The following is an 18,913-nucleotide window of genomic DNA, read 5'->3' as shown; positions in this document are numbered from 1 at the left end:
TAAGAAATATCTCTTCAAGTGACTACATTTGACCCTCATAGATCCAGGATTGGCATTCAAGCGTGCTGCTGATTGGCAACAGGAACAGATGCTGAAAATGCTGGAAGACGGAGGAGACTTTTTTAATGAGAACAATAACGGCTGAGTTGCTCACCATAGGCGATGAGCTCCTATACGGACAAATACTCGATACAAATTCACAATGGATGAGCGTCGCCCTGAGCGATGCAGGCATTAAGGTGGTTCGCAAGACAACAGTCGGCGACATCGAATCGGAGATCATGACGGCCTTTGCTGAAGCGGAGTCCAGAGTGGACATCGTTTTGATCACGGGTGGCCTCGGACCTACCAACGACGACCTTACAAAACCATGCCTGTCGCGTTATTTTAACTGTGAGCTGGCGATTCATGAAGAGGCATTGGCCGAGGTAACGGAATTCTTCAGGAGCCGCGGACGTGAACTAACGGAGGTAAATCGCCAGCAGGCGGCCCTTCCGGTATGTTGTACTAAGATCACGAATGCCATAGGCACTGCCCCTGGGATGTGGTTCGAACGCAATGGCAAAGTGTTCATGTCGATGCCCGGCGTTCCTCACGAGATGAAACGGATGATGACCGATATCGTCATTCCAAAACTGAAGACAACATTTGAGACACCCGTCATTCATCACAAAGTGATTCGCACAATTGGGATTGGTGAGTCGTTCCTTGCTGAGAAGATCAAAGACTGGGAGGACGGCCTGCCGCCTCATGTAAAGCTTGCCTACCTTCCGAGTCTTGGTGAAGTGAAACTCAGACTTACAAGTCTGGGTGCATCATTCGAAACTTTGAGAGATGAAGCTGAAGATCTGACTGCGAAGCTGCGCACACGCGTAAATCAGTTCATATACGGATACGGTGAAGATCCGATAGAAGTAGTGATCGGAAGAACGTTAAGTGAAAGAGGACTTACTATTTCTGTTGCTGAGAGTTGTACAGGCGGATACTTGTCACATCTGATCACCAGTGTGCCGGGAAGTTCATCTTACTTCCTGGGAAGCATCATTCCCTATGCTTACGATATTAAGATGCGCGAGCTCGGCGTACGACCTGAAACGCTGGAGAAGTTTGGTGCTGTAAGCGAAGAGACGATCTCCGAGATGGCCAATCTTGTGCGTGCGAGATTTAATACTTCTATCGGTGTGGCTACAAGCGGGATTGCAGGTCCTGGCGGAGCGACGCCTGAAAAGCCAGTCGGCACAGTGTGGATTGCTTACTCCGATAAGAACAAGCTGGTGACGCGTAAGTTGCAGTTAAGCACGGACCGCGCGCTGAATATCCGGATGGCATCGGTTGCTGTGCTGAACCTGATAAGGCAGAATGTGGGGTAGTGGCAGCTTTTTTCACTATTTTCACCCTTTCGTTTGCGTCGGATGCCCGAAACAAACGTTCACGCAGACACGCACACGTTTTAGGATTTGGCTATGAAGATCTCAGTACAACAGGATTGGTTAGGACGTTATAAATTCTTTACCGACGGCGGTGAGAATCCGTCCTTCTCCGGTGCTGGTGTGAGCCGGATTTTCAAGCGCGACTATGCGAGTATTTACGATGCCGAAGGCGAGACCATCATGGTGCTGAGGCATGGCACTCATTCACCCTGGAAACTTGATCAGTCATACTATCTGGTCGATGATTACAGAAGTAATCGTACTATCGAGGTGAAGTGTGTGAACTATAAAAAAGGCCACTGGGCGTTTGGCTTCAATGAGATCAACTATGAAGTTTTCTTTCACGGAACATCAAAGAAGTCATTGTATCGGAACGGGGAACAAGTTGCAAAATTTAGCAGAGTGAGGTCGCAGCACTTTATTGTCGCCAACGACGACGAGGATGTGCTGTTGCTCATCGCCTTGTTTATGGCGTTCAAAATGGGAGACTCCGCACCGGACGATGACATCATATTAGATGTTTTTGAAGACGCCAGAGCCGAAGACGTCAGGTGGCACCCTGTGAAGTGACACTCGGCGATTTTCCCTATGAACCCGCCGGCGACTTTGATAATTTGGATTTGGAGCAAGTTGAGAAAGTGTTTTGCACGGCACTTGAGACTTTAAACCATCACCAAACCAAACACCCCCATGGGATTTAACATTTCAGGATTAGTCATCAACAAAAATTACAAAGCAGATTTCGAAGCCCTTCAGAAAGAACTGGGCTGGAATCTGGAGAAGCAGGGTGAGATTTCATTCGAAGAAGCATCAGCCAACTGGAAAGACGACGGTATCTGCGACGCTTACTTCACCGACAATGGCACTCTCTTATTCATCAGCATGGACATGTGTGCAGAAGGTTTCGGGCTTAAGGATGCGAACACTCTAACCTTCGCGTTATCTGAAACTTCCATGGCATTTAATCTAAACTATTGTGAGAACGGTGTTGAGAAAAGATCGATCATGGCGGTTGAGGATAATCGCATGGCTGAGGAAGGTGATCCACTTGAAGTTGAAAGCAGGTCAGAGGATATTTCTGAGATTATCTGGAATCAAATGGACGTGGTTCTTGGTAAGAGTTTCTGGAGCATCGATCCAGGTGAGAAGGCCGAACGATATGTTTTTGTAAAGGAAAAAAAGCAGCAGCCGCCAGTGGCAAGCAACCAGGACAGGACGAGGGAGTTGCTTGAGAAGTCGCCGGCAATGCGGGCCGTTCTTGAGGAGGAGCTCCAAAAACGACAGGCGACAACAGCCCTGCCACAAAAGAAATGGTGGGAATTTTGGAAGTAGGTAGATAAACTCAATGTATCTTAGGAAAGTCTGTCGCTTGATCTTGCGGCCCTAAGAGAAATGAAAACTATCCTGTTGTTCGTTGGAGCATTTATTCTGATCGGGTGTAACGATTCAGAGTATTACAAAGTTTGTTTTTATGACGTTGCTTACCTGAAGAACTACGATAAGGTAATGTTGAATGGCCAGGAGATCGGCGAGGTTACGGACATTGTGCAGGATGATGAATGTAATAACCTGGCAACGATTTGGGTAGGCAGGCACATCAAACTTACCAAAGATTCAAAGTTTACGATAAAGGCCTCTCAGTGGCGTCCCACCTATGTTGATATCGCTCCTTCTGACAATGGCGAACTGATGAATACTAATGAGATTCACAACGGTAGCCTCGTATATGCCGATAAAGTTTTTCAGATCACTTCAAATGAACAGTTGGATAGCATTCGCAGACTTCCGGAATACAAACTCTTAGATACAATATTGAAAGTAGTGCAAAAGGTCGGGCCCGAATTGAGAAAATAATAGCGCTTCGCGGGCATGAAGGACATTTACTTACTTAGCGGACTCGGAGCAGACAAGAGAGTGTTTGACTTTATAGACTTCTCGGGATTCAACGTACATCATGTCAGTTGGATCGAACCGCTAAGTGATGAGACTATTCAGGAATATGCGAAGAGGCTGTTGACACAGATACTTACGCCGAAACCAGTCATAATTGGAATATCCTTTGGTGGGATGATAGCAACAGAAATAGCGAAGATTATCGATACAGAAAGGATAGTTTTAATTTCTTCTGCCGAAACCAAATCGGACATTCCCTTCGCTTACAAGGTCATTGGAACACTGCGTGTCTACAAAATCATACCAGTGAGTATGCTCAAGTCGGCAAACGCGTTTTCATATTGGCTTTTTGGAGTAAAGAGGAAGGAATATCAGGATTTGTTGAAACAGATACTTAAAGATACCGATACGAAGTTCTTAAAGTGGGCAGTGAATGTTATTCCCGGCTGGAATAATGAACGCAGGCTGAATAACGTGACGAGTATTCATGGTACTGCTGACAGAATTCTGCCGTTGCGCAGGGCAGATTATATTATTAATGATGGAGGTCATTTAATGGCTTTGGATAAGGCGGCAGAAATAAGCAGAATCCTGAGAGAAATATTGGCATGATCAATTCGTTACTGGTAAAGTTGGTTGTATGCAATTCATGCACGATGTGACGATTACCTGACCGTTGATTACCTGATCTTCTCACTATGCTTTTCTTTCAGTCAAAGGCGAGCTCAGAGCTGCAATTCATGTCCAAATTTTTGATTGTAGTGGTGATTATGCTTTTTTCTCATCAGGGCCTTTCGCAATCCATGAGAAAGCGAACCTTTACCTGGCTTCCTGCTCCGGATTCAAAAACTAACGGAGTAGCTGTGGGCCTCGTCCACAGCGGCATAAATGATGTTAGTGATTCCGCATCAACAGTTGTGAATGGTTTAACAGTCGAGTTGTTCGGTTTTGGAATCTTGCTTCCAATAGTGCCAGCAAGCCCGATATACGATGGTCCGGATAGCGTTTATCGTAATAAAGCAAAGATGGACTCCATCATCAGTCCATATAATCGGGCCAGATCTCAGCTAAATGGACTGGTTTTGTCAGGTACGGGACTCGTTAATCGTAACCTCGCTGTAAGGGGCGTCAATATTTCGGTCCTCAATACATTTACCGCAAAAACGAATGGACTTTCCGCATGCGTTCTGTGGAATGTTATAGGAGTCGTGAACGGCGTTAGCGTAGGGATCTTTAATTCAACTGTACAAACCAAAGGGCTTCAAATTGGCCTCTTTAATTCCACTACGAACCTCCGGGGAATTCAGCTAGGCTTGTTGAATGGGAACGGGAAAAGATGGATGCCTTTTGTCAATTGGAACTTCAGGTAAACCGGTGTTTATACTGCTGCACGCATTGGACTGGAGTTGGAAGCATTACAGACAGAGTCTAATGCATTGAAGACTTAAGTTCCGGCGTCGCCGGACCGTGACTATTTAGCCGGCATTGTATTATATTCATGTATCCTATAACAGCGATGTATGAAAGTCCCAATCAAACCATTCGCAATACTCTTTGCGATTTGCGTTTTGTGCTCAAATCAGCTTTGCGCTCAGCAATCCACCCGGGAAATTGAGGATGCGGCACGAGAACTTTATTCCAGGTTAACGTTTAACGATGGGAAATTTGCATACTCTTCAAAGCTTAAAGAATTCTGCGTAGAGGGAACACGGTTCATAGCAAATTTCGATTCATTAACCTCGGTCATGACCGTTGACCAGTTTATTAGCAACGTTCATAAGCGAATAAACGAGCAGGGTGTCACTGGTGTTGAGGAGAAGGAGATCTTCTCCAAAACGGATATATTCGGCGCCGTCGCACAGCGGTTAAGTACCTATGAAGTCCGTGTTCAATCTAAAGACAAGTCGACAACGCGACGAGGTGTGAACCTTATTCAATTCGTGAAAGTGCACGGAACCTGGAAAGTAAGTTCGATCATTTGGGATCGCGAGTCTGAGCGGCTCAAGATTCCTCCGTCATATCTTCCGAACTAAAGGCGCGCACATCGATGAGATTTCTTGCGATCTTATTTATGCTCAGTAGCCAGCTGCTGCCTGGTCAGGAACTGAAACGTGTCGTTACAACCTATCCAAACAAGGAAAACGTTATGGAAGTCTACTACGTGCTGAAAGGCGATAACGCCGTTAAGCAGGGAGAATATCTTTCTTTCTACGATCATGAACTGACGACGGACCAACTCAGGAAATTAAAAGGAATGGACCTTAGTAAGGAGTTGCTTGGGTTTAAAGAGAAAGGTCAGTATGCTATGAATAAAAGGACCGGCAAATGGATTACATACGATGCTCCTCACAAGAACAAATCGTTCACAGCTTACAATGCCAGGGCGGAGGAGGGTAGGACATAGGCTATGGTTGTGCCGAATCACTGTTCAATAGCCTCAAAGAGAAGCGGGAGATGGAAAAGAAATATGGTGTGGAGAGTGAGTGTAAGAACGGAGATGAAATTGCAGACGCCAACTTCAGGTTGGCAGAGTAGATACGACATATGGCTAAAGAGATTAATCCCAGAATAGAGACTTCACCGGAACGCAAACTGGTCGGTACGTTTATGGTCATGAGCTTAGCCAATTACAAAGTTGGCGAGCTTTGGAAGAGCTTCCGGCCCCGCAGAAGTGAAATAATCAGTACCGTATCGAACGACTTTATTTCGATGGTTTGTTATTCGCCTGAGCACTTTGTGAACTTCAAGCCTACAAATGAGTTCGAGAAATGGGCTGCTGTAGAAGTCTCCGGTTTTGATAATGTACCTGCAGGAATGGAAACGTTCGTTATACCGGCCGGGTTATACGCCGTGTTCCAATACAAAGGACTCAGCACCGACAACTCAATATTTCAATACATCTTCGGCACGTGGTTGCCCGCCTCAGGCTACAGCCTCGACAACCGCCCGCACTTCGAGGTTCTGGGCGGCAGATACAGGAACAATGATCCGGAGTCGGAGGAGGAAATTTGGATTCCAATTAAGAATTAAGAATTAAGAATGGGGTTCCGAAGTTTGGGTTAGATATTCTGCGACTCCTGACAAAAGAATGTAAGCGTTTCTGATTAATGTTTAAATCGGAAGTCGTGTTGGTATTTGCTAAAATGCGACGGGAGAACGAGTCGTACCTATGGACCAATAGCAATGACTATTTACTGTTCGAAAAAACTTGAAACTTACCTGGGCAATGTCAGTTCCGATTCACGGTCGATACCGACGACTGTGTTTGGTGATTTCAATGCGCATGTATTCAGGCTTAAAATAGGCGTATGTGTTCTTGTAACCAGTAATCGTACCTGTTTTTCGGTGGTGACGAGAAATCTTGATAAAGAGGAGCGACGAAACTTCGGTGATTTTTTCAGGGAACGGTTGATCCGTCAGCTGGACTTCGAACTCAAAATCAATGAACGTCAGGAGATCGATTTCAGGAGCGAGTTGTCGGACATCGTCATCTGCAGGACAAACAACGATCGAAGGGTTATGGGAGTAATGAACAATTTCATCGACTCGATGAAATACGACGACGCCGAGAAGTTGTGGAATGACATCCGTGTTTCGGAGCTTCTGAACAACTCGCCGGTAGGAGGTACCATCCCCGCGCCAAGAACAAGGTTTAAGGATTTTTTCATTCCCGTTCATGCGGTGCGCGATATGATGGATGCGACGGGATTCTGAAATACGATCGTTGCCGGGTTCCGCTTGACCAATAACCAGGTAGTTCCAAGGCTTTCCGCTCACGCCGTTCGTGACTTTGTTGTTTATTGCATTTGACATAAGGCGTTTCGTTTTAAAGATTTCACAATATCCCTGACATTGGTACGGCCGTTTATCAGATCATCAGCTGTTGCCTGATGCAAACATGCAACTTTTGCCAGACTCACCTTTCCAGTGGTTGCCAGTCGTTTCTAAACATTACCACCTTTTACATTTGCGACCCCCGCGGAGATATTGTTCTCATTGCCGGGAAGCTTTATGATATCCGCATCATACTTTCGTTAGATCGGCTGTATACTTTCTTCATACCCGCTTTAAGTTTTCTTCAGATGCGCTATAGGTATTCTTCAGATCCGCTATAGATTTTCTTTATATCGGCATTATATTTTCTTCATATCCGCTTTAGTTCCCGTCCAAGAGTTTTACTTATGTCCATGAGCGTAGCCGCATAGTTGCTCCATAGTAGGGAAACAACATGAAGATAAATCTGGATTTATAGTAGTAAATTTGGCACCATCCCCGGTGAAGAAGTGGAAAAGGCACTATGAGTATTTCGGAAGTTGGTCAGACGCGGGAGGCCAGGGCCTCTGTAAGACAAGTATTATTATCATTGGTAATCATGTTGGTAGCCGTCATCGCACATGGCCAGGAGCATGGTGCCAAGGGATTCTGTGAAACGAATTCATGCAACCTTCCTCCTGATGATGAGGTGCATTTCGATCCCTATCGCAACGGACATCTATGCGAAAACTACGATCCGAAACAAAACGATTTTAGCAAGGAATACCTCGCGCTGAGAACGAGGCATCAGACTCAGAATATTGTTAATACATTATCCGGGTTCGACTTCAGTCCCGTTTGGCTTTCGGTCGATGTACATCAGAATGGTATAATTGGACTTGACTATAAACGTATACGGATATTTATTAGTAAGGCCGTCAGAGACAGATCTGACAATTTGCTTTATCGTGTTGAAGGGAAGTCAAATGTAGGAGGCAACATCTGCGACTTTAAAGGCTACATCAGGATAATGCGGGCATATAATTTGACCAATGAAGGCAACACGGAGGGAAAGCCCACCGCCAACCTGTTTGCCGAGTACAAGTTCGATGAAGATATCAGGCAGAAGAACTCAGGTTCTTTCAGAGGGATTATGGAGTGCTTTTACACGCTTGAAAAGGAAACGATGACAGCATCTCTGGATGAAGGAATGTTCGAAGCGGATGGATACTTCAACAGAAGCTATGTCGGTACATGGACGAGCTACAACACGAAGATGGCTAAGAAATGCATCTGGGGTGATTACCGCCTTCCCTTCACGTTTGACTTCGATTGTGGTGATGGTGAGATGAGAGTATGCCAGAAGTATATGAATAACGGTTGGGTTACATACAACAATGGAGAAGAATATCTGATCGTTGGGGAAAAGGCAGAGTTGAAGGACAAGTGGTGGCTGCGACGGACTAATTGATTCTAAACTTACTTCTCACGTAGCCCTTGTATCCCACCCATTTCATTTTGTAGGGCACAGCATTCGGAGTCTCTATAATAGTTTTTATACGCTCGAATATTTTGGTATCCAATGAGTCGAAGGGTATTTCATATCGTTCTGTTGATGCATCATACATCACCATGTCAATGACTTTACTTTGCTCACTGTACTTGTAAAAATATTTTCTGGCTCCGCCGTCACCTGTATACATGATCTGAAAGTCGCGCCTGCCGTTGACGTAGTTGTCGACAAATAGATCAGTGCATCCACAATGATTCAACGTAACAGCCTTAACTTTCCAATAATCGCGGCGTGAGTCTGAGCTCTTGTATAACATTCTGGAGGTGTCGCAGGCGAACAGAGTAAAACAAATGGCCAGCGATAATACATGAAGTGTTTTGATCCTTATGATTTTCATATCGGCTAACGGGAACAATTTCTAATTCAATTGAACAGAGAAGCGGTGCGAACAGCGATATACTTGCTATACTGCAAATTGAGAATTTGTTCTTGATTTAAGGGCTACAATGCCATGTTTTAGTTCTCGGACGCCGGAAGCGGCAACGGGCCTTTTACTAATTGGCATCAATTGCTTAGATTACTATTCCAGAGGTGTTGATTTAACCGTTGAAAGCAATTGTTACCTGCAGTTATGTTAAAGAACTACTTTCTAATCGCCGTACGCAGCTTACTTAAGGATAAAGCCTACGCAGCCATAAACATTGCCGGACTTGTGACCGGGATATTTTGTGCCCTCGTTATTCTCCTGTATGCCAAATATGAACTTGGCTATGACAGATTTCATGTGAACCATCAACAAATTTATCGTGTCGCGGTTAACTATAAGACGAATTCTGGAATAGATGTTAAGACAGCCATGTCACCAAGCGCACTCGGACCAGAACTTAAGCGCAGTTTTAAAGGTGTGGAGAATGTTATTAGGCTTCTTCGTTATCAGGGAGCTGTAGTCCTTGAGAATAGTGAAAAGGAAGATGTCTACAATGAGAACAATATTTTCAGAACTGACCCTGGTTTGTTTGATGCGTTCACATATCCGATGCTTCTGGGTGATTCTAAAACAGCTCTCTCCAAGCCTTATTCAATAGTAATCTCAGAACGTCTTGCCGGCAAGTATTTTGGAACAAGAACGGTTCTTGGTAAGATAGTAAAGGTTGATGGCGAAAATTACACTGTTACGGGTGTTATGGAGGATGTTCCTGATAATTCCGACTTGAGGGCGGAAGGTTTTACGACATATGATTTTACTCTTATCGAGACGTGGAATGATTGTAATGTTTACACTTACGCGCAATTGGAAAGAGGAGCTAGTGTCGGCGAAAGCTCGAAAGGGCGAAAAAATAGAACTCGCCGTGAATACATTCTACGTAGATGAGTACTTTCAGGAAGTGTTGAAAATTCCTTTGGTCAGCGGGCGCCTCTTCCAGCCACAATTGAATAAGGCGGACTACGTAAATGCAATAGTAGTAAACGAGCGTTTTGTTCATCGTATGGGTTGGACTCCTGAAAGTGCCATCGGACAACGAATAGAGGTATTTAATAATCATTGGGACATTATCGGCGTGTGTAAGGACTTCCATTATCAATCTTTGAGCAACGAGATAGAGCCATTGTTTATGGCAATGGTGAACAAAGAATGGCCGCTGGATAAGAAGTTGCTCGTTCGGGTTCAGAGCAAGGACGATGTAGAGTTTGTAGAAGCAAAGTGGAAAGCCGCGACGCAGGCGCCGTTCGCCTTTACATTTCTGGATGACGATTTCAGCAAGTATTATGTCAATGAGGAGTCGCTCTCAAAGATGTCTTCATACTTTTCCGGAGTTTCTATTTTGCTTGCGGGTGTGGGGTTGATTGGACTGGCATCGTTGTTAACGTTACAAAGGACAAAAGAAATCGGGATAAGAAAAATTATGGGTGCTGCCAGTGCCACCATATTCTTTTTGCTGCTGAGAGACTTCCTTGTTTTCGCCAGCGTGGGGTACCTGATCAGCGTTCCGTTCACCTGGTCCTTTATGAATTCATGGCTTTCAGATTTTCCCTATCAGGTTGCTCTTGACGCCTGGTCTTTCCTGGTCCCTGCAGTAATGATTTTTTCAGTCACAGTATTGACAACAGGTTTCCAGATCCTCAGGGGAGCGGTTGCTAATCCGATTGATGCATTGCGCAGTGAATAGAATTGGCACCGCGCCGTTTCCGTTAGTGAAGTTTTAGGAAGTATGTTATATTCATAGATCCTGATCAACATGCGAATCACCATCCTCCTCCTCATCCTGTTCTTTGCCTCCTGTTCTAAGGAATCTGACGACCTCACCATCGGTGAACTGTATTTCAGCTCCTTGCGCATCGGCAACCTGTATGGTGCCGCCGACAGCACGATAAGAAACGCAGAATTGTACCTCGACACCGCGAGGCTCGAGACAGCAGACAGCTCCGATTCGGAGGCCATCCGCCTCTTCCGACGATTCAGGGACGAGGGGTTTATGTATAAGCCATTTGTTGACCTGCGTCGCAGCGACAGCACCTATGTGAAGCTGTACCTCGACTCGGCAGATTACGACAAGATCAAAGTTTACAAATGGAAATACCTGCTCGATAACAAGAAGAAGGTGATCATCCGGGGACGGACAAAATCACTTGGCAAATTGGCTGGTGATGAATTGTATTACTGCACCGAGTTTATCGAGGCGAAGCTGGTGGACGGTGCAACCTTTCCGAAGTCGGAAGGAAAGATCTGGCAGGTCGAGGACTACAACTGAGTGAATGTTCTTCAAAGCTCGGCAAATATTTTAGTGGGGCATAGGGGTACAGGGTGGTTCGGTTGTCATCGACTGGGAATGCAACCATTCCGGGCTTGCAAAGTCTCTTAAACCACAAACGCACGGCTATGATCGGACATCATCTAAAACTCTCCCTGCGCCTGCTGGCGCGCAACCGGTTCTATGCCTCAACCAGTATTCTCGGCTTAACCTTCGGTCTGACCATCGCGATACTCATATTGCTGTTTGTAAAGTTTGAGCTGAGCTTCGAACGATGGAATCCTCTTGCAGACAACATTGTGCGAATTACAATGGACTATCTGAACGGCGATATGGTGGTGGACCAGGACGCTGGAATGTATCATCCTGCAGGGCCAAGAATAAAGGCAGAGTTCAAGGGTGTGAAGGACTTCACGCGTGTTTACACGGTGAACAGTTCGAATGTTAAGGCCGGCACCGAATCGTTGCGCGAAAACAATCTCATCGCCGTTGATCCGTCCTTTCTGACTATGTTTAATTGTAATATCCTGGCCGGCAAAAAGGAAGGCGCGCTGAGTGGTACCTATGAGCTGTTGCTCACGAAGTCGACCGCGTTAAAGTATTTCGGAACCATCGATGCGTTGGGACAGTCTGTTTTGATTTCTGATTTTAACCAGCCGTTCAATGTAACTGGCATCCTTGCCGATCCTCCGGCCAATACACACCTCAAATACAACGCGCTGATATCTCAATCAACCATCGATGCCAAAGTTGGAAGCGACAGGTTGAATTGGGACAATAACAATGACTACACCTACATTCAGCTATCTGATGCCGATCAGTATCCATCTTTCGTCGAACAGATCAATGCATTAAATAAAAAACTTTATTCCGAAGGGCAGATTCCAAATGAAAGAATTATTGCGCAGCCAGTAACAGACATCCATCTGTATTCTCATAAGTCGTACGAGCTGGAACAGAACGGCGACGCAATTGCTGTTTACTTTTTAATGGGCGTAGGATTGCTGGTAATCATTATCGCCATCGTAAATCATATCAACCTGTCGACGGCGAAGTCACTCGAGAGAGCTAAGGAAGTTGCTGTGCGCAAGGTCATAGGTTCTTCCATCAATCAGATTCGTGCACAGTTCTTTTCCGAGTCGTTGCTGATAAATGTTGTCTCTGGCGTACTGGCCGTCGGCGTAGTTGTTGCTTCGTTGCCGTTGTTCAGAAATCTCGCGGGTTTGCCTGCCGATTTTCATTCATGGACGGACCCGACCTTCTATGGCATTGTCACCGCCGTAGTTGCTCTTACAACTTTGCTCTCCTGTATCTTCCCTTCGTTCATTCTGGCCAGCTTTCACCCAATGAAAGCATTAAGGGGAAAGTTTTCAAGGACGGAGGGTGGCGTCTATCTGCGGAAGGTTCTTGTAACAGTGCAATTCGGAATAACGATGTTCTTGTTGGTTCAGACTTATACGGCGAAGCAGCAGCTCGATTACATGAGAGCGAAAGATCTTGGCGTTGATGTGGAACAAACTGTGGTCGTGCGAACATCAGCGAGTGGTGAAGCATCGAACTACCAGGTGTTCAAGGACAAACTGCTCAGTCAGGGTTCCGTACAGTCCGTTTCGTTCTCTGGTTGCGTGCCCGGTCAGCCGACGAGTGAAATGGCATCCACAAATGTGGGTGTAACGCTGGTAGGTGGTGCAACGACGGACTCCTACAACTTTTACATCACGTGGCTGGATGCTGACTTCTTATCCACCATGAAGATCGATCTGGCAACCGGAAGGGATTTTGTTCCAACCGACAACGGTCGCGATAACATTTTGGTGAATGAAGAAGCCATCAGACTTTGGAACATTCGGGATGCAAAGGAAGCAATAGGTCAGAAGATCAATCTCTGGGGCAGCCAACGGACGATAATTGGAGTTGTCGATAACTTTCACCAGGCGAGTCCCAAGGATCCCTATCTTCCTATGATTTTCTTTCACCAGGAAGGAAGCAACAAGATGGCGAGCGTCAGGATCAATTCGGGCAACGTGACAAGCGACATCGATCTGATTCGAAAGACCTATGAAAGCGTCTTTCCCGGTACCGCGTTTGAATACTTCTTTCTTGACGAGCAGTTCGACAGGCAGTACAGGGCCGATGAGCAATTTGAAAAGGTCTTCGGCCTCCTCACAGTATTCGCATTGCTTATCTCAGCGCTGGGATTATTTGGACTGGTGTCCGTGGATGTGGCTAACAGGACCAAAGAGATTGGCGTCAGGAAGGTGCTGGGAGCAACATCACAGCAGATCATCGGTTTGATCTCGAAGGATTTTGTCGGGCTCGTGTTATTATCGGTGACGGCGTCGGCGGTTCTTACCTACTTCGTTGTGAAGCATTGGCTCGATCGGTATGCGTTCAGAATAGACCTCAGCGCGGCGCTGTTTATTCTTCCGGGTGTGGTGATAGTAGCCCTGTCGTTGCTGGCGATCGTCGTCCGTACTTTGAGGGTATCGCTGGAGAATCCGGTAAGATCGTTGAAAGAGGATTGAGATTACCGGTTGCTGTGCACGAACATAAACTAGTGTGAAGGAAAACAACATAGCCAGGAGTGTCCTTTTCAAACGTTTGGAAATTGCCCGCTAAACAGAGATGTTTGATGCGGGCAAATAGTTCTCTTATTGTTAAACGAGGGCTTCTCCCAGACTAGTCGGAGTCGTTTTCAAAGGCACACAAGCAACATGGGACAAGTTAAAGTATTCGGACTGAGAGAGCACCTGCATCCGATCAGAGAAGAGGTATCCAGAGTTATTCACGATTGCGTGGTTGATGCGTTCCAGTATCCGAGAGAAAAGAAGGCGCACCGTTTTATTTACATAGATCAGGACAGCTTCTTCTATTTCGAAGGCAGAACGAACAAGCACACGATCATAGAGATCAGCATCTTCGAGGGCAGGTCGGTTGGCGCCAAGAAGAATCTTCACAAACTTTTGTTTGAGCGCTTTGAGCGTGAGCTTGGTGTTTCGAACATGGACCTGGAGATCACAATCTTTGAGACGCCGATGGTCAATTGGGGTATCAGAGGGAAGAGCGGCGATGAGCTTGTGCTCAACTATAAGGTGAACGTATAATTACCTCTTTTGAGCTGATCGTTTGATATCGTCTGGTAGCTGATTCAGATTGTTCATGGACGAGCATTTGAATTATTCGGCTGTCTTGTTTGCAGATAAAGTGGTAAAAACAATCTGATCATCTTTTTCCCACACCGCCAATATTAAACCGTTCTTTAACTCACAAACCTCCAGTGCCGTGCCTTCTCCAACTTTTTGTTCGTGACCGTCTCCTTCTCTGATCAAAAGATCAGCCCCCTTTTGCCATGTAATGATTGAGCCGTTCATTCCTACATGTCGGCCATCGCTGATTCTCTGCTCCTGTTGTCCGGGCATTGAATAATAGACAACCCCATCTCTTTGCCACGCGGTACGAACGAGGTTATGATCGTCAATCGACAATCCGCCGCCGTCCATCGGGCAGCCCTGCAAAGACCAGGTACCGTTGCCGAGCTTTTGGGCATCGTTAAAAGAGATTCCACCATTTGATGATGTCGTTAAGTACAGATCGCGGGATCCTTTCAGCCAGTTCCGGAACATGATCGAAACCGTTTTACCCTTGACGCTTATCGATGGCTTGCAGCATTCACACACATGACTTTCAGGTGACTTGTATGCAAACTTGTTCGCCGACCATTTCGTGCCTGATAGTGATGAAAAACAAATGTTATTCTTTCGGCCTTCACGAAGATCCAGCCACACAGCGTAGAAATTGTCCTTATCATTCGAAGAGATGCTCATCAGTCCTTCAGGTGCTGAGCCATCGGCGTCGTTTATGAGCGACAACTTTTGCCACTTGCCTGTTTTATGATCCTGTCTGAAGGAGTGGATATTACCCTTCTTATCCATCGCCGTGACAACTGAGTAACTGGCAGAGGTTGCCAGTTGCGGCCCACGCGTCATTCCAAGATGCATTTCATTCACTTCGGCGACCAGCTGTGGTGTGCTGAATGATTTGCCATTATCTCCGGACGTTGAAAAGAAGATCTGATTTTCTTTTCCGTAGACAAGGCGTACCACGCCTTTTGCATCAACAGTAACCTGAGGCTGTTCGCCAGGTGCGAGAACATTTTGGGAAAGTACGGTTCCAATACATGTGCTTATGAGGGCGATGGCGAAGGCAATTTTGATTTTCATGATCAGTGGCCTGCGAAATGGAGATTTCTGGTTGAGCTCAGTTCATTGATCCTTTTCCGTATTTCCATCCAGATGCGAATGTGGATCATCGTCCGTTTAAACAGATTTGTCTCCGACGATAACATTGGCTTGTATTGGATCATCACCTCTTTTTTTATTTCGTCTGCTTTTCTATTGAATTCAGCAGTGCGCTCCCAGATTCCTTTTCCTCCGAAAATCAGGTTGCTCGGACGTTTTGTTTTTGGTGTCATAAGCTGCATAATTACGGTGTCGTACAATTTACTGTTTTGGGAGTAGATTTCGACGCGTAGTTTTACATTTCGGGATCGAAGCATTAATAAATTCTGATTTGCGTTGTTACGATAAAGGATCGGTATCTCACATTAACTTAATATGACCAGAATGTTCAGAAATGTAGTTGTTATAGGGTTGGGTAGTTGTCTGATGTGTGCAGTGCCATTTCAAGTCGAGGCTCAAAAGGACGAAACCAAATGGTTTAAAGACGTTACAGCTACGCACATCCCTATTGATGGACGGGAGCATGCACTTGACGTCGCCTTCCTGGATGTTGACGGCGATCGCGACCTGGATGCAATACTTGCGCTGGAATCCGAACCCAATCGTCTCTACCTGAATGATGGCAAAGGAAAGTTCACATGGAAGAAAGGTGCCTTTGCAGAGAGTAATCACGATTCAGAACACGTCCGCATCGCCGATTTCAACAATGACCACATTGCCGACGTTGTCTTTGTGGCGGAAGATGATCAAAACCATGAGTATTATTTAGGCAAAGGCGACGGTACGTTTGTTGATGTGAGCGACCGTCTTCCTGCAAAGAGTGAAGCCAATGGCCTGGACGTTGGCGATGTGAATGGCGATGGACTTCCCGATATCGTCGCCGGTAATTCGGGTTCCAAAGCACAGGACTTTCTATGGATCAACAATCCGGACAAGCCCGGTTATTTCATTGATGACACAACGGATGGCCTGCCTGCTGTCGAAGATCAAACCCAGGCCGTGAAACTCGCCGACTTAAATGGCGACGGTGCCCTGGACCTTGTCGTCGGTAATGAAGTGCCACCAAATCGTTTGTTCTTTAATGATGGTAAAGGAAAGTTTACCGAGCAGGCCGCGAAACTTGAATTGCTGGTCCCATTGCATACGCGCGACGTTCTGGTGTTTGATGCCAACCTGGACAAGCACCCGGATATACTTTTTGTTAATCTTACCAACAACGGTGGAGAATGGGACAAAGATCCTACAGCCAGGTTGCTGATCAACGATGGCAAAGGAAATTTTAAAGACGAGACGGCAAAACGAATTCCCGCGCAAAAGTTGTCCAGCTACTCAGGCACGATAGTCGATTTCAATCACGATGGTTACATGGACATTATTTTAAGTGCCGTTAAGACACCGCCCTTTGAAGCCGCACAGGTCCAGGCGCTTCAGAACGATGGCAAGGGTGTATTTACTAATGTGACGAGCAAGGTGATTCCGGAAGTTACTGTCGGCCGCGGATGGGGTATCGCTGTTGGAGATGTGAACGGCGATGGTGTGCGGGATCTGATGATTGGCGGCTGGGGATCGCAGGTGCGCCTGTTGCTTGGCAGGAAGTGAATGACCGGTTACCTCCTTAGCACCATTTCTTTGGCTTAAAAATATTCATATCTCATTACATAACTTGTGGCAGAACTCCATGTTGCTAATTCTGTAGATTCAATCATGATCAAGTTATAATTTGCGTCATAGGTCTTTCTTATTTCTCTTATTTTCTCGTTGTTACTTCCTCCATAAATCATGGTTTCCGTATTTAGCCCATTTGTGAAAATATGATTCGTTATACGATTCACTTCATTTTTTGATGAGTACCATGTCTCTTTGACCAATCTGTCTCCGTTGTATTCATAAACTGTATAATCCTGAAGTTCGTCTTTGCTATTATACTTTTCCGATTTTGTCAGCTTATCGTCTTTGTAGAAGTATGTGATGTATTCAAAGGAATTTATTTGAGGATACTCAATTAGTTGTTTCTCTTTCAGTCCATTTGTAGAATAAGTGTAGCTGTAATTAGTCAGATTTATGTATCCGGTTGGTGAACCACTGTTGGCGTTGAAATTGGACACAGTTGTTAGTTGTCCATGTGAATTGTATTCATACAGATCATACTTTACCGTGCCAACAACCTGGCCGTTGTTGTACAAAGGCGATGACACTTTACTGATTCTGCCCTGACTATCATATTCATATTCATCAACTATTGCTATTGGCTCTGCGTCATTCACCGACGAATACATTGAACTCCTCTTTAATTTAGCGTTGCCTTCGTATGTTGTAAAGTCCAGATCTTTGTCGTCAGTACAACCAAAAGCGATCAACAGGATTAAGGCAAACAGCCAGGACAACGATTTCTCTATTCTCACAATTTTATCCGTTTAATACTTTTAATGAACCCAAATCCTATTTGCTGGTATGTGCCATTGGCGTTGATATCAGGCGCGGCGGACACAACAAAATAGTCCTTTTTTTGACGCTGGGCACCAAAAGGTATCGTATTTGTTTGCGCCCCGGCTAAGCTTGTCGCTCAGAGGGCTGCATACTGGAGAGTGCATATATGTGGTGTTGTGCGCTGGGTTTTACTTTACGATAATCTCTCGTCCTTGTCCATTGGTCCAGCTTTGTCTCAAGGTGTAATCCGCTAATTCCTGCGTCGGGTACTCGCCGCTATACGACCAGATCTCCAAATAATCTATAAGCCCTTTGTTTACTGAAACCGATGCCTCTGCACCTACTTCCAGTGATGTAGACTCAATTTCAAGTCCGTTAATGAGAACATTATCTATTGCTAATTTGTGCTGTTCGATTCCAATTGAATGTTTAAAGCTCACGAACACACCAACTCCCGTGTATTCAAAGCTCTCCTCTGTCAGATATTCGATTTTATACTTCGCCATTCGACCCAAGTCATCCCCGTCCAGCAGCAGGTCAACTATGTGCGATATATATTTTGAACCAATCACTGTTCTATCTTCACTGTAAGTTTGCGTACAACTTTAATATATGCCGCGTTGGCGTTTCTTCTCCAAAATTAACAACAAACGTCAATGCGGAATATACGATGTTGTGTGCAGTGAAATATCAATATGATGCATGCCAAAGGTGGATTAAGAAAGCTAGTAGCAAAGGAATAAACCCCAACATTCTTAATCTAAAAAAATAGCACCATAAAGCAATTAATATTAGAAGATATGCCAAATCGGGATAATGTTCGTCAGGAGTTACACTTACAGTTTGTATAAACTCCAATGTGATCGCAATTCTGAGCATCCATTCGGTCCAAATGCTAGAATTAATACT

The 18,913-nt window shown here is 45.4% G+C and carries 22 protein-coding genes; 17 read left to right on the top strand and 5 right to left on the bottom strand.

The features are described 5' to 3' along the window. Positions 1 to 125: 125 nt before the first annotated feature. The 11 genes from WBG78_RS20390 (at position 126) to WBG78_RS20340 (ending at position 8,547) form a co-directional block, all read left to right on the top strand. Entirely contained in the window at positions 126 to 1,370 is a 1,245-nt protein-coding gene (locus WBG78_RS20390) for a competence/damage-inducible protein A (protein ID WP_337328328.1), read from the top strand. Between the two features lie 93 nt (positions 1,371 to 1,463). Further along, entirely contained in the window at positions 1,464 to 2,000 is a 537-nt protein-coding gene (locus tag WBG78_RS20385) for a hypothetical protein (protein WP_337328327.1), read from the top strand. A gap of 120 nt (positions 2,001 to 2,120) precedes the next feature. After that, complete coding sequence (locus tag WBG78_RS20380; RefSeq protein WP_337328326.1) at positions 2,121 to 2,762, top strand: hypothetical protein; 642 nt, start codon at positions 2,121 to 2,123, stop codon at positions 2,760 to 2,762. 60 nt (positions 2,763 to 2,822) lie between these two features. Then, positions 2,823 to 3,284, top strand: coding sequence for an MlaD family protein (locus WBG78_RS20375; RefSeq protein WP_337328325.1), 462 nt, complete (start codon positions 2,823 to 2,825; stop codon positions 3,282 to 3,284). Between the two features lie 15 nt (positions 3,285 to 3,299). After that, the gene (locus WBG78_RS20370; protein WP_337328324.1) at positions 3,300 to 3,935 is read left to right on the top strand and encodes an alpha/beta fold hydrolase; all 636 of its coding nucleotides are present in this window, start codon (positions 3,300 to 3,302) and stop codon (positions 3,933 to 3,935) included. Positions 3,936 to 4,126: 191 nt separating this feature from the next. Then, on the top strand, positions 4,127 to 4,693 hold the full coding sequence (locus WBG78_RS20365) for an LA_2272 family surface repeat-containing protein (RefSeq protein ID WP_337328323.1): 567 nt from the start codon (positions 4,127 to 4,129) through the stop codon (positions 4,691 to 4,693). A 150-nt stretch (positions 4,694 to 4,843) separates the two neighbouring features. After that, positions 4,844 to 5,356 (top strand): hypothetical protein, encoded by a 513-nt coding sequence (locus WBG78_RS20360; RefSeq protein WP_337328322.1) that lies wholly within the window; start codon positions 4,844 to 4,846, stop codon positions 5,354 to 5,356. 14 nt (positions 5,357 to 5,370) lie between these two features. After that, positions 5,371 to 5,727: a hypothetical protein gene (locus tag WBG78_RS20355; protein ID WP_337328321.1), complete on the top strand. Its 357-nt coding sequence runs from the start codon at positions 5,371 to 5,373 to the stop codon at positions 5,725 to 5,727. A 140-nt stretch (positions 5,728 to 5,867) separates the two neighbouring features. Beyond that, positions 5,868 to 6,353 carry a GyrI-like domain-containing protein gene (locus WBG78_RS20350; protein ID WP_337328320.1) on the top strand — a complete coding sequence of 162 codons (486 nt, stop codon included), beginning with the start codon at positions 5,868 to 5,870 and terminating at the stop codon, positions 6,351 to 6,353. 153 nt (positions 6,354 to 6,506) lie between these two features. Further along, positions 6,507 to 7,037 (top strand): DUF6933 domain-containing protein, encoded by a 531-nt coding sequence (locus WBG78_RS20345; protein ID WP_337328319.1) that lies wholly within the window; start codon positions 6,507 to 6,509, stop codon positions 7,035 to 7,037. Positions 7,038 to 7,620: 583 nt separating this feature from the next. Continuing rightward, on the top strand, positions 7,621 to 8,547 hold the full coding sequence (locus WBG78_RS20340; RefSeq protein WP_337328318.1) for a hypothetical protein: 927 nt from the start codon (positions 7,621 to 7,623) through the stop codon (positions 8,545 to 8,547). Here the strand turns inward: WBG78_RS20340 and WBG78_RS20335 are convergent. Beyond that, the gene (locus tag WBG78_RS20335; protein ID WP_337328317.1) at positions 8,540 to 8,986 is read right to left on the bottom strand and encodes a hypothetical protein; all 447 of its coding nucleotides are present in this window, start codon (positions 8,984 to 8,986) and stop codon (positions 8,540 to 8,542) included. The genes WBG78_RS20340 and WBG78_RS20335 overlap by 8 nt on opposite strands. 234 nt (positions 8,987 to 9,220) lie before the next feature. Between WBG78_RS20335 and WBG78_RS20330 the strand changes: the two genes are divergently transcribed. From WBG78_RS20330 to WBG78_RS20310, 5 genes are all read left to right on the top strand, one after another. After that, entirely contained in the window at positions 9,221 to 9,961 is a 741-nt protein-coding gene (locus WBG78_RS20330) for an ABC transporter permease (protein WP_337328316.1), read from the top strand. Further along, positions 9,939 to 10,757 (top strand): ABC transporter permease, encoded by an 819-nt coding sequence (locus tag WBG78_RS20325; RefSeq protein WP_337328315.1) that lies wholly within the window; start codon positions 9,939 to 9,941, stop codon positions 10,755 to 10,757. Before WBG78_RS20330 ends, WBG78_RS20325 begins: the two co-directional genes overlap by 23 nt. A 69-nt stretch (positions 10,758 to 10,826) precedes the next feature. Next, positions 10,827 to 11,339 carry a hypothetical protein gene (locus WBG78_RS20320; RefSeq protein ID WP_337328314.1) on the top strand — a complete coding sequence of 171 codons (513 nt, stop codon included), beginning with the start codon at positions 10,827 to 10,829 and terminating at the stop codon, positions 11,337 to 11,339. 128 nt (positions 11,340 to 11,467) lie between these two features. Continuing rightward, positions 11,468 to 13,864 carry an ABC transporter permease gene (locus WBG78_RS20315; RefSeq protein WP_337328313.1) on the top strand — a complete coding sequence of 799 codons (2,397 nt, stop codon included), beginning with the start codon at positions 11,468 to 11,470 and terminating at the stop codon, positions 13,862 to 13,864. 189 nt (positions 13,865 to 14,053) lie between these two features. Then, positions 14,054 to 14,443, top strand: coding sequence for a tautomerase family protein (locus WBG78_RS20310; protein ID WP_337328312.1), 390 nt, complete (start codon positions 14,054 to 14,056; stop codon positions 14,441 to 14,443). A 72-nt stretch (positions 14,444 to 14,515) separates the two neighbouring features. On the opposite strand, the gene WBG78_RS20305 is transcribed toward WBG78_RS20310, so the two are convergent. Together WBG78_RS20305 and WBG78_RS20300 are read right to left on the bottom strand one after the other, a co-directional pair. Continuing rightward, positions 14,516 to 15,559, bottom strand: a complete 1,044-nt coding sequence (locus WBG78_RS20305) for a hypothetical protein (RefSeq protein WP_337328311.1) — start codon at positions 15,557 to 15,559, stop codon at positions 14,516 to 14,518. Positions 15,560 to 15,561: 2 nt separating this feature from the next. Continuing rightward, on the bottom strand, positions 15,562 to 15,810 hold the full coding sequence (locus tag WBG78_RS20300; protein ID WP_337328310.1) for a hypothetical protein: 249 nt from the start codon (positions 15,808 to 15,810) through the stop codon (positions 15,562 to 15,564). 151 nt (positions 15,811 to 15,961) lie between these two features. On the opposite strand from WBG78_RS20300, the gene WBG78_RS20295 reads away from it, so the two are divergent. Further along, a complete protein-coding gene (locus WBG78_RS20295; RefSeq protein ID WP_337328309.1) occupies positions 15,962 to 17,176 on the top strand; it encodes an FG-GAP repeat domain-containing protein in 1,215 nt (404 codons plus the stop codon). Between the two features lie 35 nt (positions 17,177 to 17,211). Here WBG78_RS20295 and WBG78_RS20290 read toward each other — a convergent pair whose 3' ends face one another. Then, positions 17,212 to 17,979 (bottom strand): hypothetical protein, encoded by a 768-nt coding sequence (locus tag WBG78_RS20290; RefSeq protein ID WP_337328308.1) that lies wholly within the window; start codon positions 17,977 to 17,979, stop codon positions 17,212 to 17,214. A 213-nt stretch (positions 17,980 to 18,192) separates the two neighbouring features. After that, positions 18,193 to 18,510 (bottom strand): hypothetical protein, encoded by a 318-nt coding sequence (locus WBG78_RS20285; protein ID WP_337328307.1) that lies wholly within the window; start codon positions 18,508 to 18,510, stop codon positions 18,193 to 18,195. Positions 18,511 to 18,913 lie beyond the last annotated feature (403 nt).

The organism is Chryseolinea sp. T2, assembly GCF_037203685.1.
GTDB lineage: Bacteria > Bacteroidota > Bacteroidia > Cytophagales > Cyclobacteriaceae > Chryseolinea.
Note: the sequence above shows the minus strand (reverse complement) of the source record. Positions and strands in the feature narration are given on the sequence as shown.

Coding starts and splice junctions, on each gene's coding strand:
- WBG78_RS20365 (WP_337328323.1), top strand. CDS start 4,127: ATGAGAAAGCGAACCTTTACCTGGCTTCCTGCTCCGGATTCAAAAACT.
- WBG78_RS20300 (WP_337328310.1), bottom strand. CDS start 15,810: ATGACACCAAAAACAAAACGTCCGAGCAACCTGATTTTCGGAGGAAAA.
- WBG78_RS20390 (WP_337328328.1), top strand. CDS start 126: ATGAGAACAATAACGGCTGAGTTGCTCACCATAGGCGATGAGCTCCTA.
- WBG78_RS20305 (WP_337328311.1), bottom strand. CDS start 15,559: ATGAAAATCAAAATTGCCTTCGCCATCGCCCTCATAAGCACATGTATT.
- WBG78_RS20355 (WP_337328321.1), top strand. CDS start 5,371: ATGAGATTTCTTGCGATCTTATTTATGCTCAGTAGCCAGCTGCTGCCT.
- WBG78_RS20385 (WP_337328327.1), top strand. CDS start 1,464: ATGAAGATCTCAGTACAACAGGATTGGTTAGGACGTTATAAATTCTTT.
- WBG78_RS20320 (WP_337328314.1), top strand. CDS start 10,827: ATGCGAATCACCATCCTCCTCCTCATCCTGTTCTTTGCCTCCTGTTCT.
- WBG78_RS20370 (WP_337328324.1), top strand. CDS start 3,300: ATGAAGGACATTTACTTACTTAGCGGACTCGGAGCAGACAAGAGAGTG.
- WBG78_RS20375 (WP_337328325.1), top strand. CDS start 2,823: ATGAAAACTATCCTGTTGTTCGTTGGAGCATTTATTCTGATCGGGTGT.
- WBG78_RS20315 (WP_337328313.1), top strand. CDS start 11,468: ATGATCGGACATCATCTAAAACTCTCCCTGCGCCTGCTGGCGCGCAAC.
- WBG78_RS20310 (WP_337328312.1), top strand. CDS start 14,054: ATGGGACAAGTTAAAGTATTCGGACTGAGAGAGCACCTGCATCCGATC.
- WBG78_RS20380 (WP_337328326.1), top strand. CDS start 2,121: ATGGGATTTAACATTTCAGGATTAGTCATCAACAAAAATTACAAAGCA.
- WBG78_RS20335 (WP_337328317.1), bottom strand. CDS start 8,986: ATGAAAATCATAAGGATCAAAACACTTCATGTATTATCGCTGGCCATT.
- WBG78_RS20345 (WP_337328319.1), top strand. CDS start 6,507: ATGACTATTTACTGTTCGAAAAAACTTGAAACTTACCTGGGCAATGTC.
- WBG78_RS20330 (WP_337328316.1), top strand. CDS start 9,221: ATGTTAAAGAACTACTTTCTAATCGCCGTACGCAGCTTACTTAAGGAT.
- WBG78_RS20295 (WP_337328309.1), top strand. CDS start 15,962: ATGTTCAGAAATGTAGTTGTTATAGGGTTGGGTAGTTGTCTGATGTGT.
- WBG78_RS20285 (WP_337328307.1), bottom strand. CDS start 18,510: ATGGCGAAGTATAAAATCGAATATCTGACAGAGGAGAGCTTTGAATAC.
- WBG78_RS20340 (WP_337328318.1), top strand. CDS start 7,621: ATGAGTATTTCGGAAGTTGGTCAGACGCGGGAGGCCAGGGCCTCTGTA.
- WBG78_RS20360 (WP_337328322.1), top strand. CDS start 4,844: ATGAAAGTCCCAATCAAACCATTCGCAATACTCTTTGCGATTTGCGTT.
- WBG78_RS20350 (WP_337328320.1), top strand. CDS start 5,868: ATGGCTAAAGAGATTAATCCCAGAATAGAGACTTCACCGGAACGCAAA.